We start from the raw sequence: 14105 nt of genomic DNA on the forward strand, positions 1-14105 counted from the left end.
GCCAGCTGCACACCCGCGCGGTCCTCCGGCTGCGGGCTCGGCTCACGGAGCAGGCCGGGGTCTAGCCGGTCCACGGCTTCAGACGGATCGCCGAGCCGGTCTGGACCAGGGGGAGCGGGTTCAGGTACTCCTCGCCCCGTCGCACGCCCCAGTGCAGGCAGGCCTCGACCGGGCAGCCCGGATGCCCGGCCTCGACGACCCCGACCGGCTGGCCCCGCCACACCTGCGTGCCGACCGGCACCGACGGCGCGACCGGCTCGTAGGTGGTCCGCAACCCGCCGTCGTGGTCGATCGAGATCACCGGCCGCCCGGCGACGAGCCCCGCGAACACGACCACGCCCGGCCCCGCTGCCAGGACCTGCTGGCCGGGCGTGGCGGCCAGGTCCACGCCGCGGTGACCCGGCCCGTAGGGCCCGGACGGCGCCTGGAACGGCCGGACGACCACCGGCTTCGGCGACAACGGCCACCCGAACCGGGGATCCAGCTCGTCCGCTACCCCGCGGGCCACAGCCGCCGTCCCCGTCCCGGGAGGTCCGACCGTCCCGGGAGACCCGATCGATGCGGCGGCCGCCGCCGGTCCCTTGGCGGCCGGTTCCTGCGGCGAGCTGGCTCCGGCGGCTGTCGGCTCCTTCGCTGCCGGCCCCTGCGGTGAGCTGGCTCCGGTCGCTGCCGGCGCGTTGGGTGCCGACTCTTGCGGTGAGCCGGCTGCGGCGGTCGTGGGTCTCTTCGTTGCCGGTCCCTGCCGGGAGTTGGTGGCGGCCGCAGCGGCTGGCGCTGCCGTGCCTGGCGCCTCCGGTGGGTTCTCGGCCACCGCCGCACCCTGCCCCCACGGCACCTCGGCCACAGCGCCCACGGCAGCCGGGACCAAGAGCCACCCAACGGCACCGACCAGCACCAACCCGACCAACCGGCGAATCACCACGATCATCGGCCCAGCCTGGCGCACATCGGGCTCCACGATCGGGCGGCGACAGAATCTGTGGACAACTCCGCTTCGCCTGTGGACAACCGCGCCCGACCAACCCATCCGCGGCGGCCTGGACCAAGCAGCCCGGAGCACCAGGCCGCCCGTGGTGAACCCCGCGCCGCCAGGGCGTACACTGTTTGCGCGGCCTGTCACGACAGGTCGACTTCGCGTGTACGTGCACGTTCCCGCTCACGGAACCCACGGCGCCCGGCGGTCCCCGAGGAGTCATCCACGGGGTCCGGGCATCGGCACTGCACCAGGGTCGCCGGCCACCCGGCCGACGGCGACAAAACCGGCCAGCGCGTCCCGCGGGGCGCGCGCTACACAGAAGAGGTGCGAATCCGGCCATGGCCGTCGTCACCATGAAGCAGCTGCTCGATTCCGGCGTGCACTTCGGGCACCAGACCCGCCGCTGGAACCCGAAGATGAAGCGCTACATCCTCACCGAGCGCAACGGCATCTACATCATCGACCTGCAGCAGACGCTGAGCTACATCGACCGTGCGTACGAGTTCATCAAGGAAACCGTCGCGCACGGCGGCACCATCATGTTCGTCGGCACGAAGAAGCAGGCCCAGGAGGCGATCGCCCGCGAGGCGCAGCGCGTGGGCATGCCCTTCGTCAACCAGCGCTGGCTCGGCGGCATGCTGACCAACTTCCAGACCGTCCACAAGCGGCTGCTGCGCCTCAAGGAGCTCGAGGCCCAGGAGCAGACCGGCGGTTTCCAGGGCCTCACCAAGCGCGAGATCCTGACGCTGACCCGCGAGAAGGAGAAGCTGGAGCGCACCCTCGGCGGTATCCGCGACATGCAGAAGGTGCCCAGCGCCGTCTGGATCGTGGACACCAAGAAGGAGCACATCGCCGTCGGCGAGGCGCGCAAGCTGAACATCCCGGTCGTCGCGGTCCTGGACACCAACTGCGACCCGGACGAGGTCGACTACCCGATCCCGGGCAACGACGACGCGATCCGCTCGGCCGCGCTGCTCACCAAGGTGGTCGCCGAGGCCGCCGCCGCCGGCCTGATGGCCCGCTCCAGCCGCAACGGCTCCGCCGCCGCCGAGGGCCAGGACAAGCCCGAGCCGGGCGTGTCCGACGAGCCGCTCGCGGAGTGGGAGCAGGACCTGCTGAAGAACAGCGAGGCCCCGGCCGAGCAGACCACCGCCTCCTGAATCTTTCCGGCACGGCCGCGCCGGACCGGCGCGGCCCCCAAACTTTCCGAGAGGAACGGACACCGCACGATGGCGAACTACACCGCGGCGGACGTCAAGCGTCTCCGCGAGCTCACCGGCTCCGGCATGATGGACTGCAAGAAGGCGCTCGAGGAGAGCGGCGGCGACTTCGACAAGGCCGTTGAGTTCCTGCGCATCAAGGGCGCCAAGGACGTCGGCAAGCGCGCCGAGCGCGCCACCGCCGAGGGCCTCGTCGCCGGCGACGGCGGCGTGCTGGTCGAGATCAACTCCGAGACCGACTTCGTCGCCAAGAACGAGCAGTTCCAGGAGCTCGCCAACAAGATCGTCAAGGTCGCGCAGACCCTGAAGACCGACGACGTCGAGAAGCTGGCCGCGGCCGAGCTCGAGGGCGGCAAGTCCGTCGGCGACGCCGTGCAGGAGCTGGCCGCCAAGATCGGCGAGAAGCTGGTCCTGCGCCGCGTGGTGGCCTTCGACGGCCAGGTCGCGACGTACCTGCACCGCCGTGGCACCGACCTGCCCCCGGCGGTCGGCGTGCTGGTCGAGTACAACGGCGAGGGCGACGGCGCCGCCGAGGCGGCCCGCAACGCGGCGCTGCAGATCGCGGCCCTCAAGCCGAAGTACCTGACCCGCGAGGAGGTGCCCGCCGACCTGGTCGACAACGAGCGCCGCATCGCCGAGGAGACCGCCCGGGCCGAGGGCAAGCCCGAGCAGGCCCTGCCCAAGATCATCGAGGGCAAGGTCAACGCGTTCTATAAGGACACCGTGCTGCTAGAGCAGCCGTCGGTCCTCGACAACAAGAAGACCGTCAAGGCGCTGCTCGACGCGGCCGGCGTGACCGTGACCCGGTTCGCCCGGTTCGAGGTCGGCCAGCCGTAACACGACGGCAGTGACGTGAGGGTGCCCCGTCTCCGTGATCACGGGGACGGGGCACACTCGCGAAGGCAGGCTCCACGAGAGCACCCGAGCGGGCGGAGGCGGACATGGGCGAGGCGAAACGAGCCGACGGCGGTTACCGGCGGGTGCTGCTGAAACTGGGTGGCGAGATGTTCGGCGGGGGAGCGCTGGGCCTCGACCCCGACGTCGTCCACTCCGTGGCCGCGCAGATCGCGGACGTCGTCCGCACCGGTGTGCAGATGGCCGTCGTCATCGGTGGCGGCAACTACTTCCGCGGCGCCGAGCTGTCCCAGCGCGGCATGGACCGCGACCGCGCCGACTACATGGCCATGCTCGGCACGGTCATGAACTCCCTGGCGCTGCAGGACTTCCTGGAGAAGGAAGGCGTCCCCACGCGCGTGCAGACCGCCATCACGATGGGCCAGGTCGCCGAGCCCTACATCCCGCGACGAGCCGAGCGGCACCTCGAAAAGGGCCGTGTGGTGATCTTCGGCGCGGGCACCGGGATGCCCTACTTCTCCACCGACACCGCCGCCGCCCAGCGCTCGCTGGAGATCGGCTGCGAGGCCGTGCTCATGGCCAAGGCCGTCGACGGGGTCTTCACCGCGGACCCGAAGAGCGACCCGAGCGCGAAGATGTTCGACGAGATCAGCCACCGCGAGGTGCTCGAGCGCGGGCTCAAGGTCGCCGACGCCACCGCCTTCAGCCTCTGCATGGACAACAACATGCCCATCATCGTGTTCAACCTTCTCACCGAGGGGAACATCGCGAGGGCGGTGCGTGGTGAGAGGATCGGCACGTTGGTGAGCACCTCCGGGGCCGGGCCCAGCGCCTGACCCCGAACGGACCGGGAACAACAGCACACACAACGGGAGTAGCCGTGATCGACGAGACCCTCCTCGACGCCGAGGAGAAGATGGAAAAAGCGGTGTCCTTCGCCAAGGAGGATCTGTCGTCGGTGCGGACCGGCCGGGCCAACCCGGGCATGTTCGCCCGCATCATGGTGGAGGCGTACGGGTCGACGATGCCGCTGAACCAGGTGGCCGGCGTCAACATCCCCGAGGCCCGCATGGTGATCGTCAAGCCCTACGACCAGGGGCAGCTCGGCGCCATCGAGAAGGCCATCCGCGAGTCCGACCTGGGTGTCAACCCGTCCAACGACGGCCAGATCATCCGCATCACCATCCCGCAGCTCACCGAGGAGCGGCGCAAGGAGATGGTCAAGATGGTCAAGGCCAAGGGCGAGGACGCCAAGGTCCACATCCGCGGTGTGCGCCGCAAGTCCAAGGAAGAGCTCGACCGCATCGCCAAGGACGGCGAGGCCGGTGAGGACGAGGTCGCGCGCGCGGAGAAGGAACTGCAGCACCTGACCGACAACTACGTGGCGAAGGTCGACGAGCTCGTCAAACACAAGGAAGCCGAGCTGCTCGAGGTCTGAATGCCACAGGTGAGCGAAGAACGCGAGAAGGCCCCGGTGGCTTCTCCCGAGCCGGCTGAACCGGCCAAGAAAACGTCGCGGGCCGGTCGCAACCTCCCCGCGGCGATCGGTGTCGGGCTGGCACTGGGTGCGGCGATCCTCGTGTCGCTGCTCACCGTGCGCTACCTGTTCATCGGGATCATCGCGGCGGCGATCGCCGTCGGCACCTACGAGTTCGCCCAGGCGCTGCGGCGCGCCGCGAACATCCGCCTCGCGCTGGTCCCGCTGCTGCTCGGCGGTCAGGCGATGCTCTGGCTGTCCTGGCCGTTCGGGTACGAGGGCGCCCTGATCGCGTTCGCGCTCACCGTGCTGGCTTGCCTGCTCTGGCGGTTGCCGGGCGGGCCGGTGGGCTACGTGCGCGACATCAGCGCGTCCGTGTTCACCGCCGCGTACCTGCCGTTGTTCGGCGCGTTCGCGGCGATGCTCGTCCCGCCGTCCGACGGGGTCGGCCGCGTGCTGGCGTTCCTGATCGGCGTCGTCGCGTCGGACACCGGCGGTTACATCGCCGGTGTCCTCAAGGGCAAGCACCCGATGGCGCCGTCGATCAGCCCGAAGAAGACGTGGGAGGGCTTCAGCGGCTCGCTCGTCGCGGGTGTCGTGGCGGGTTCGCTGACGCTGACGCTGCTGCTCGACGGGCAGGTCTGGCAGGGCGTGGTGTTCGGGGTCGCGATCGTGCTGACCGCGACCCTGGGCGACCTGGTCGAGTCGCTGATGAAGCGGGACCTCGGCATCAAGGACATGGGCACGCTGCTGCCCGGCCACGGCGGGCTGATGGACCGGCTCGACTCGCTCCTGCCCTCCGCCGTGGTGTCGTTCCTGCTGCTGTCGGCGTTCGTGAACTGACCGCGGTCAGCGGGACCACACGCCGAACCACTGCTCGGCACCGTACTCCTCGTACCGCTCCACCTCGGTGAAACCCAGCTTCAGGGCGAGGCGCAGCGCGCGCTCGTTGGCCTTCTGGGTGGAGAGCACCACTGGTTCGCCGGGATGCACCCCGGCGAACCAGCCGAGCGCCGCCGCGCACGCTTCGGCCGCGTAGCCGGAGCCCCACACCCGCGGCAGGAACAGGTAGCCGAGCTCGGCTTCCCCGGCCTCCGGGCGGACGTGCCCCGGGCGCTCCGCGTCGCGCGGGTCGAGGGTGATCATCCCGATCATCGCGCCGTCGAGTTCGACCACGAACAGCCCCGGGCGCCGTCCGGGCACTTCGGGCACTGAGCGCTCCAGCTCGTCGCGCGGCCGAGACCCGCCGACGTAGGCGCCGACCTCCGGTGACGCGAACAGCTCGATGAACGCCGCCCGGTCCCGGGCGGCGGACTCGCGGAGGATCAGCCGCTCGGTCCGGATCGGGGCGGGTGGCCAGGCGTCGAACATGGCGGCGAACCTATCGCACGCCAGGGCGAGCGACGGCTCAGTCGTCGTAGGGGTCGTCCACCTCGGCGCGGCCCCAGCCCTCGCTCGTGCGGGAGTGGTCGATGATCGAGAACACCGCGCCGGCCGGATCGGCGAGGATCGCGATCCGGCCCCACGGTGTGTCGTAGGGCTCCACCAGCACGGTGCCGCCCAGCATCAGCGCGTGTCCCGCCGTCGCGTCGGTGCCGCGCGCCGGGTCGACGCCGAAGTACACCATCCAGTGCGGCGGCGCCTGCGGCGGGTACTCCGGGCCCATCACGTACCGGTACAGCACCGGTTGCTGTTCCAGCCGCCACTCCACGTAGTCGATGCCGCGGTTGTCCCCCACCTGCAGGCTCGTGTACGAGAAGAGCCGGGTGAAGAAGCCGTCCGCCGCCTCGCCGTCGCGCGTGTTCAGGTCGGCGCCGGAAAAGGTGTTCGGGAAGCCCGCCGCGAACGCCCAGTCCGCCGGCGGCTGCCACAGCACGAACGGCGCCCCGGACGGCTCGATGCCGTGCAGGATGCAGCCCCGGTGCGGCAGCACGGTCGGTTCGAGCGTGACGACTCCGCCGAGCCGTTGCACCCAGTTCGCCGCCGCGTGCGCGTTCTGCACGGAAATGTTGATCATCCAGGCGCTCGCCTGGTCCGGCGCCGCCTGGTAGAGGCCGCCGACGGGCACACCGTCCAGCGTGCCGATCAGGTACCGGCCGGTGCGCGTCGCGGGATCGCGGCTGAGCAGGAAGGTCCAGCCGAACAGGCCTTCGTAGAACCGGTGGGAGGCCGCCTCGTCGACGCTGGCGAGCTCGACCCAGCACGGCACCCCGGAGGGCAGGACGGACGGGGCCGAAGATCCGAGGGACATACCGCCTCCGATCGGTGGGGAGGGCAGCAAGTCTATGCCGAACGCGAAGCGCTTTCCGGGCATCGTCTCGGATATCCTTGCGGTGTGTGGAAGATCGCCCGGCGTGGGCAGCGGACCACGTCCAGGGCGGACGTCCTGCCCAGCCCGAACATCTGGTACTACCCGGACACCTACGAGCTGGAGAACCGCGCGCAGGACGTCGAAGGCGACATCTGGCGGGTCCTCGCCGACGAATGTCCCTGGCAGGGCAAGGATGTGCTGGACGTCGGCTGTGGAGACGGTTTTCACCTGCCCCGCTTCGCCGAGTCCGCGCGGTCGGTGATCGGCGTCGAACCACACGAACCGTTGGTGCGCCGGGCGGAAAGCCGGGTCACCGGGCTGTCCTCGGTGCGGGTGCTGCGTGGTTCCGCGCAGTCGATCCCGGTTCCCGACGCCAGTGCCGACATCGTGCACGCGCGCACCGCGTACTTCTTCGGCCCCGGCTGCGAACCCGGTCTGCGCGAGGCGGATCGCGTGCTGCGCCCCGGGGGTGCGCTGGCGATCGTCGATCTGGACGTGTCCAGTGAGCCGTACGGCCGGTGGATGCGGGCGGATCTGCCCGACTACGACCCGGCGGCGGTCGACGCGTTCTTCGACGGCCAGGGTTTCCGCTGCCGTCGCGTGACGGCGAAGTGGCGGTTCGCCGACGCCGAAAGCCTCGCGGCGGTGCTGCGCATCGAGTTCAGCCCCGAGGTGGCCGACCGCGCGATCGAAGACGTCCTGCGGGACAACGGATCACGCGGCCGGCACGCTGCGGGCTTCACGGTGCCGGTGGGCTACCGCGTTCTCGTCCGCGACAAGCCCACCGGCCTCGTGCTGCCCGGTCACTCCTCGTCGTCCTCGTCGTCGGTGTCGATCTCGCCGAGCACGGCGTAGATCGACCGACGGGCCTCGTTGAGGATCTCCGCGGCGCGCCGCTTCTGACCCGGCGTCCCGGCCTGGGACACCTGGACCGCGGCGGCGGCCAGCATCGCACCCGCCTTGCGCAGGTCGACCTCGTTGGGGTCGACGTCCGAGGCGATCTGCTCCCACGGCGGCTTCCCGTCCTGGTTCGCGGCCGCCTCGCGCCCGGCGTCGGTCAGCTCGAACAGGCGCTTGCCGCCGTCCTCGCGGGCCACCACCAGGCCTTCGTCGGCCAGCAGCTGCAGGGTCGGGTAGACCGAGCCGGGGCTCGGCCGCCAGAAACCGCCGCTGCGCTCGGCGATCTCACTGATGATCTCGTAACCGTGCCGCGGCTGCTCGGCCAGCAGGGCGAGGATGGCGGCGCGCACGTCGCCCCGCCGTCCTCGCCGCCCGCGGTGCGGGCCACGAGGGCCGCGCCCCCGGAACTCGCCACGCGGACCGCCCGGGCCCCAGCCCGGGGGGAACTCTCCGAAACCACCGCGGGCGAACGGGCCGAAGGCGGGCCGTCCGTGCGGCGGGGGGAAGTGTCCGTGTCTCATGTCGGTCTCCTTCCGTACTGTTCCGACATGTTCACGATATATCGGAAACAGTCGGAAGGCAAACCCGATGTCAGGTCACCGGGTTGTCGACCAGGATGACCTGCGGAGACGGGGTGGCGCAGGTGGCTCGGATCGTCTGGGTGCTGCCGTTGATCCGGAAGTCCGCGGCGGCGTCACCGAGCGAGATCCGCACGCTCTCCGCGCCCGGCGACGGGGTGAACGGGCCCGCGGTCAGCGTGCCCTGCTGCGGGAGCGAGATGACGATCTTCTGGTTCCGCACCAGCGTGGTCTGCGGGATGTCGATGCCGGCCGCGGCCACGTTCTGCACGGCAGGGGTGCCGCCCTCGACCACCAGGTTCTGCGTGGTCACCCGCCCGGACACGGTCTGCACGCCGGCGTCGAGCAGCGCGTTCACCGTGGCCGGCGGGATGGTGAGAGCCCCGGAGGCGTTCGTGAACGACAGCGAACCGCCCGCCTTGACCGACAGCGGGATGGTGCCGCCGACGGCGATGCCCACGTCGAGCGGCTGCCCGCCCAGCGTGCAGTGGTAGGGCGCGTTGATGATCCCGATCAGCGACTCGGCTGGCGGGACGGGGTAGTTCAGCGGCGCGCCGGTGATCTTCGATGGCGGCTGGCCCGCCGGCCCGCCGACGGCGATCGACAGCAGCGCGTTGCCCGCGGTCGGCGTGCAGTTGGCCTCGACGTTCAGGGTGAAGCCGGCCGCCGACTTCAGGGCGACGCGGGCGACGGCGTCGACGAACTGCAGCGTGACGACGCCCGAGCCGGGCGCGGTGAACGGGCCGACGTCGAAGGTGCCTTCCAGTGGCAGGCCGACCTTCAGCGGCCGGCCTGCCTGGATCGGGATGTCCTTGATCACCGCGGGCGGGTCGGCCACGTTGATCTGCGCGGGGGTCGCGTTCTGTGCGCCGATGTTCAGCGCGGAAATGGTCGCGTCGGCTTTGTCGATACCGGCGAAACCGGCCAGTGCGGTGAGTGCTTCCGGAAAGGTGATGCTGCCCGATCCCTGCGTCAGCCAGAATTCCTGGCCGGGCCCGAGTTGCGCGGCGACGGCGCCTTGCACGTCCACCGTGGTGCCGAGGTCGAGTACCTTGATGCCGCCGAAATCCGGCAGGCTGATGGCGCAGTTGATCGGCAGGCTGAACCGGCCGGTGTCCACGCCGATGTCGGGAACGTCCTGCACTGGCAAGGCGTTCGCGGTGCCGGTCAGCGCGAGGGTGAGCAGGGTCGCGGCGCCGGTGGCCAGTGCGGCCAGCCGTCGTCGCCAGCGGGTCGATGGCATGCGTTTCCTCCGGTTTCTCGATGGTTTTGTCAGCTGGGTGACAATGCGGCGGAAATGTTTTTTCGCGGGCCGGCCGGCCGCGCCAAGAATCGCAGCGCGGGGAAATCCGGGCAATCGTCCGGCGGGAATTTGTGCCGCGCATTCGCGGATTTCCCCGCGGTTCGCGCACCCCGGCGCGGGTTCCCCTGGCGGCGGCGTGGGACAATGTGTGGTTGTGTCGACATTGCCGCTGCTCTTCGAGGCTCCCCGGCGCGGGATGCCGCCTCGCCACCTCGCCGACCTGACCGCCGCCGAACGCGCGGCGGCCGTCAGCGACCTCGGCGAGAAGCCGTTCCGCGCCAAGCAGCTGTCGAACCATTACTTCGCCCGCCTGACCGCCGACCCCGCCGCGATGACCGACATCCCGGCCGCGTCGCGGGAACGGCTGGTGTCCGAGCTGATGCCGCCGCTGCTCACCGAGGTGCGCGCGGTGGCCTGCGACGACGGCGCGACGCGCAAGACGCTGTGGCGCGCGCACGACGGCACTCTGCTGGAGAGCGTCCTGATGCGTTACCCGGACCGGGCGACGCTGTGCATCTCCAGCCAGGCCGGCTGCGGCATGGCGTGCCCGTTCTGCGCGACCGGCCAGGCAGGGCTGACCCGGAACCTGTCGACCGCGGAGATCGTCGACCAGGTGCGCTCGGCCGCCGCGGTCATGCGGGACGGCCTGATGCCCGGCGGTCCCGGGCGGCTGTCGAACATCGTGTTCATGGGTATGGGCGAGCCGCTGGCGAACTACAAGCGCGTGCTGGCCGCCGTGCGCCGGATCACCGACCCGGCGCCGAACGGGCTGGGCATCTCGCAGCGATCGGTGACGGTGTCGACGGTCGGGCTGGCCCCGGCGATCCGGCGGCTGGCGGACGAGAAGATGCAGGTCCGGCTGGCGGTGTCGCTGCACACCCCGGACGACGAGCTGCGTGACACGCTGGTGCCGGTCAACAACCGGTGGCCGGTGGACGAGGTGCTGGAGGCGGCGCGGTACTACGCCGACTCGACGGGCCGCCGGGTGTCGATCGAGTACGCGCTGATCCGGGACGTGAACGACCAGCCGTGGCGGGCGGACCTGCTCGCGAAGCGGCTGCGCAAGCACCTGGGCCAGCTGGTGCACGTGAACCTGATCCCGCTGAACCCGACGCCCGGCTCGAAGTGGGACGCCTCACCGAAGCCGGTCGAGCGCGAGTTCGTGCGCCGCGTCAACGAGGGCGGGGTGGCGTGCACGGTGCGGGACACGCGGGGGCAGGAGATCGCCGCCGCGTGCGGGCAGCTGGCCGCCGAGGGCTGACCATCCCAGGCTCGGCCGCCTCTAATCTCGGCCCCATGCCGTTTCCGCGCGCTTCCCGGCGGCTCCTGACCGACGGGGCCGTCGCCGTGCTGTGCGTGGCGGTGTTCTGGCTTCCGCTCCCACCGGAGCCCGGACCTGCCGTCGTGCTCGTCCCGTTGCTCGTCGCCGGGGTCCTGCTGCGCTCCCGGTGGCCTGCGGTGGCGTTCGGCGTCGTCGCGACGGTGACTCTCGCGGGCGCGCTGCTCGGTTTCACGCCCGATCCGTTCGTCGCGGCGGCGTGGACGCTGTACCCGCTGGTGGTCCGGGCCGGGGGCGCCCGCTCCTCGCGGATCGCGCCGGTGACGCTCGCCGTGGTCGTGGCCGTCCTGCTCACGGCCGGATCGACGGCGTGGGACGACGTCCTGCGGTACGTCATGGTGAGCCTCCTGGTGCTGGCAGGCGCGTTCCGGCTCGGCGAGTCGGTCCGGCGGGAGCGCGCGGAAGCCGCGCGGCGCGCGGTGCTCGAAGAGCGGTTGCGGGTGGCGCGGGAAGTGCACGACGTGGTGTCGCATTCGCTGGGCACGATCGCGGTCACCGCCGGGGTCGCGGCCCACGTCGTCCCGGACGACGCCGCGAAGCTGGCGAACCGGCTGACCCGCATCGAGCGGACGGCGAAGGACGCGCTGACCGACCTCCGGTCGGTGCTCGGCGCGGTCCGGGACAGCGACCGCCCCGCCGAACGCGCGCCCCAGCCAGGGATCGCCGACCTCGAAGCCCTGGCCGAACGGGTGCGTGGCACCGGCATCGAGGTGAGCCTCGCTGTGCGGAACGCGGACGGCCTGCCCGCGAGCACGGGGCTGGCGGTGTACCGGATCGTGCAGGAAGGGCTGACGAACGCGGCCACGCACGCGCCGGGCTGCCGGTGCTCGGTGTCCGTCGCGGTGCGGGACGGCGAAGTCGTCGTGGAGGTGACCAACGGCGGTGGAAGCATGGGCGGCACGCGTCACGGCGGGGGAGGGTTCGGTCTGATCGGGTTGCGGGAGCGGGTGGAGTCGCTCGGCGGCGAACTGACGGCCACGCCGGCCGCGGACGGCGGTTTCACGCTGCGTGCCGTTCTGCCGGAGCCGCGCGGATGAGCGGCCGGATCCGTGTCCTCGTCGCCGAGGACGACGACCTCCTGCGCAGCTCGCTGTGCGAACTGGTCACCGCCGACGCGGGGCTGGTGCTCGTGGGCGAGGCGGGCGACGGCGCCGCCGCGGTCGCCGCGGTGCGGCGGCTGCGTCCGGACGTGGTGCTGATGGACATCCGGATGCCGGTGCTGGACGGGCTGGCGGCCGCCCGCGAGGTGTGCGCGTCCTCCTCGGCCCGGGTGCTGATCCTGACGACCTTCGACCTCGACGAGTACGTGTACGAGGCGCTGCGGGCGGGAGCCTCCGGGTTCCTGCTGAAGAACGCCGGCCCGCCGGAGATCCTCCGCGCGGTGCGGACGGTCCACGACGGGCACGCGATGCTGGCGCCCGAGGTGACCGGCCGGGTCATCGCGGAGTTCGCCCGGCGCCGCGAACAGCCGGAACGCGCCCGGTTCGACGAGCTGACCGAACGCGAGCGGGACGTGGTGGCGGCGATCGCCGAGGGCATGTCGAACGACGAGATCGCCGCCGCGTTGTTCCTCAGCCGCGCGACGGTGAAGACGTACCTCAGCCGGCTGTTCGACAAGCTCGCGGTGCGGGACCGGACGCAACTCGTCGTCCTCGCCTACGAAACCGGGTTCGTCGACTCGCTGCGCCGTTAGGTGTCAACCTTTGGCCGATGCCGCCCGGCCCGGCAGGCCACAGGCTGGCGGCATGATCGAAATATCGGGTCTGGTCAAGCGGCACGGGGCGAAGGTCGTGGTGCGCGAGGTCGGCTTCACCGCGAAGGCCGGTCAGGTCACCGGGTTGCTCGGCCCCAACGGCGCGGGCAAGTCGTCCACGCTGCGCATCCTCCTCGGCCTCGATTCGGCCGACGCGGGCACCGCGCTGATCGGCGGGAAGCCGTACCGGTCGCTGCGGAATCCGTTGCGGACCGTGGGCTCGCTGCTGGAGGGCAGCGGGGCGCACCGCTCGCGGACCGCGCGCAGCCACCTGGCGTGGGTGGCCGCCAGCAACGGCATCCCGCGCAGGCGGATCGCCGAGGTGCTCGACCTCGTCGGGCTCGGTGACGCGGGGCGCAAGCGGGCCGGCGCGTTCTCCCTCGGCATGAACCAGCGGCTCGGGCTCGCCGCGGCGCTGCTCGGGGAACCGGACGTGCTGGTGCTGGACGAGCCGGTGAACGGCCTCGATCCGCACGGGATCCGGTGGCTGCGGGAGTTCCTGCGGTCCTACGCGGGAGAAGGCCGGACGGTGCTGCTGTCCAGCCACCTGATGAGCGAGCTGGCCAACACCGCCGACCACCTCGTGGTGATCAACCGTGGCACGGTCGTCCACAGTGGATCCGTGGCCGAGGTCTCCGCCGGTCACGCATCGCTGGAGGACGCCTTCTTCGCGCTGACCGGGGAGGGCCGATGACGTACCTGGGCGCCGAGTTCCGCAAGCTGGTGTCGTTGTGGCCGGCCCGGATCGCGGCCGGGATCTGCCTCGTCGCCGCGCCGGCGATCACCGGGCTGAACGCGAACACCATCCGGTCACGGCTCGCCGAGGGGCACTCGCTCGGCGGCCGGAATCTCACCGAGCTGAGCATCGAGACCGGTGCCGTCGGCGCCGCCGCCGGGGTGCTGCTCGGTGTCGTCGCCATCAGCAGCGAGTACACCGCAGGCGCGGCCGACGCCGGTGGCGGGCGGCAGATCACGGTGAGCCTGACCAGCCAGCCCCGCCGCGGCCTGCTGTTCGCGGCGAAAGCGGTGGTGGTGGCGCTGGTGACGGCCGCGCTGACCGCCGCGTCGGTCGTGCTCGGGGTCGTCGTGGGACAGCCGTTGCTGGGTCCCCACGGCGTGCCGCCCGCGCAGGCGCTCGACGCGCTCGGCTGGCGGATCGGCGGCGTCGCCCTCTACTGCGCCTCCATGTCGCTGATCGCGCTCGCCGTCGCCACCGTGACGCGCGGCGGGGTGGTGCCGCTGGTCGTGCTCATCGCCAACACCACGGTGGTCTCGGTGTCGTTGCTGCTGGCCAAGGTCTTCCCGGCGGCGAAGTTCCTGCCCGACGCGGCAGGGGCGCAACTGTTCGTGCGGAACAGCCCCCTGACGGCGCCGCTGTCACCCACCGCAGGCG

The 14105-nt window shown here is 71.4% G+C and carries 16 protein-coding genes; 11 read left to right on the forward strand and 5 right to left on the reverse strand.

The genetic code is table 11. The annotated features are described in order from the left end of the window. Positions 1-61 precede the first annotated feature (61 nt). Positions 62-508, reverse strand: a complete 447-nt coding sequence (locus ABZ193_RS40540) for a M23 family metallopeptidase (protein WP_237336318.1) — start codon at positions 506-508, stop codon at positions 62-64. Positions 509-1314: 806 nt separating this feature from the next. On the opposite strand from ABZ193_RS40540, the gene rpsB reads away from it, so the two are divergent. The 5 genes from rpsB to ABZ193_RS40565 all read left to right on the forward strand — a co-directional run bounded on the left by rpsB (position 1315) and on the right by ABZ193_RS40565 (position 5371). Further along, positions 1315-2136, forward strand: a complete 822-nt coding sequence (gene rpsB, locus ABZ193_RS40545; protein ID WP_017987592.1) for a 30S ribosomal protein S2 — start codon at positions 1315-1317, stop codon at positions 2134-2136. 69 nt (positions 2137-2205) lie between these two features. Then, a complete protein-coding gene (tsf, locus tag ABZ193_RS40550; RefSeq protein ID WP_017987593.1) occupies positions 2206-3033 on the forward strand; it encodes a translation elongation factor Ts in 828 nt (275 codons plus the stop codon). A gap of 104 nt (positions 3034-3137) precedes the next feature. Next, on the forward strand, positions 3138-3887 hold the full coding sequence (pyrH, locus tag ABZ193_RS40555; RefSeq protein WP_017987594.1) for a UMP kinase: 750 nt from the start codon (positions 3138-3140) through the stop codon (positions 3885-3887). 44 nt (positions 3888-3931) lie between these two features. Next, a complete protein-coding gene (gene frr / locus ABZ193_RS40560) occupies positions 3932-4489 on the forward strand; it encodes a ribosome recycling factor (protein ID WP_017987595.1) in 558 nt (185 codons plus the stop codon). Continuing rightward, positions 4490-5371 carry a phosphatidate cytidylyltransferase gene (locus tag ABZ193_RS40565; RefSeq protein ID WP_020418163.1) on the forward strand — a complete coding sequence of 294 codons (882 nt, stop codon included), beginning with the start codon at positions 4490-4492 and terminating at the stop codon, positions 5369-5371. A gap of 6 nt (positions 5372-5377) precedes the next feature. Here the strand turns inward: ABZ193_RS40565 and ABZ193_RS40570 are convergent, their stop codons facing one another. Next, on the reverse strand, positions 5378-5899 hold the full coding sequence (locus ABZ193_RS40570; protein WP_354714038.1) for a GNAT family N-acetyltransferase: 522 nt from the start codon (positions 5897-5899) through the stop codon (positions 5378-5380). A 37-nt stretch (positions 5900-5936) separates the two neighbouring features. Further along, positions 5937-6779 (reverse strand): VOC family protein, encoded by an 843-nt coding sequence (locus ABZ193_RS40575; protein WP_354714039.1) that lies wholly within the window; start codon positions 6777-6779, stop codon positions 5937-5939. An 84-nt stretch (positions 6780-6863) separates the two neighbouring features. Between ABZ193_RS40575 and ABZ193_RS40580 the strand changes: the two genes are divergently transcribed. After that, positions 6864-7694: a class I SAM-dependent methyltransferase gene (locus ABZ193_RS40580; RefSeq protein WP_020418166.1), complete on the forward strand. Its 831-nt coding sequence runs from the start codon at positions 6864-6866 to the stop codon at positions 7692-7694. On the opposite strand, the gene ABZ193_RS40585 is transcribed toward ABZ193_RS40580, so the two are convergent. Continuing rightward, a complete protein-coding gene (locus ABZ193_RS40585; RefSeq protein ID WP_017987599.1) occupies positions 7643-8089 on the reverse strand; it encodes a PadR family transcriptional regulator in 447 nt (148 codons plus the stop codon). The two genes, ABZ193_RS40580 and ABZ193_RS40585, sit on opposite strands and share 52 nt — an antisense overlap. A gap of 241 nt (positions 8090-8330) precedes the next feature. Then, the gene (locus ABZ193_RS40590) at positions 8331-9560 is read right to left on the reverse strand and encodes a DUF6801 domain-containing protein (protein ID WP_354714041.1); all 1230 of its coding nucleotides are present in this window, start codon (positions 9558-9560) and stop codon (positions 8331-8333) included. A 214-nt stretch (positions 9561-9774) separates the two neighbouring features. Between ABZ193_RS40590 and rlmN the strand changes: the two genes are divergently transcribed. The 5 genes from rlmN to ABZ193_RS40615 form a co-directional block, all read left to right on the forward strand. Further along, positions 9775-10881, forward strand: a complete 1107-nt coding sequence (gene rlmN / locus ABZ193_RS40595; RefSeq protein ID WP_027935886.1) for a 23S rRNA (adenine(2503)-C(2))-methyltransferase RlmN — start codon at positions 9775-9777, stop codon at positions 10879-10881. A 35-nt stretch (positions 10882-10916) separates the two neighbouring features. Next, positions 10917-11996 carry a histidine kinase gene (locus ABZ193_RS40600; protein ID WP_354714043.1) on the forward strand — a complete coding sequence of 360 codons (1080 nt, stop codon included), beginning with the start codon at positions 10917-10919 and terminating at the stop codon, positions 11994-11996. Then, a complete protein-coding gene (locus ABZ193_RS40605; RefSeq protein ID WP_354714045.1) occupies positions 11993-12652 on the forward strand; it encodes a response regulator transcription factor in 660 nt (219 codons plus the stop codon). The genes ABZ193_RS40600 and ABZ193_RS40605 overlap by 4 nt, the downstream gene beginning before the upstream one ends. Before the next feature lie 52 nt (positions 12653-12704). Then, entirely contained in the window at positions 12705-13406 is a 702-nt protein-coding gene (locus tag ABZ193_RS40610; RefSeq protein WP_020418171.1) for an ATP-binding cassette domain-containing protein, read from the forward strand. After that, positions 13403-14105 (forward strand): ABC transporter permease (locus tag ABZ193_RS40615; RefSeq protein ID WP_354714047.1); only part of this gene is annotated, 703 nt, incomplete at its 3' end. The genes ABZ193_RS40610 and ABZ193_RS40615, both read left to right, overlap by 4 nt.

It is taken from the genome of Amycolatopsis sp. NPDC006125 (assembly GCF_040614195.1).
GTDB lineage: Bacteria > Actinomycetota > Actinomycetes > Mycobacteriales > Pseudonocardiaceae > Amycolatopsis_E > Amycolatopsis_E tucumanensis.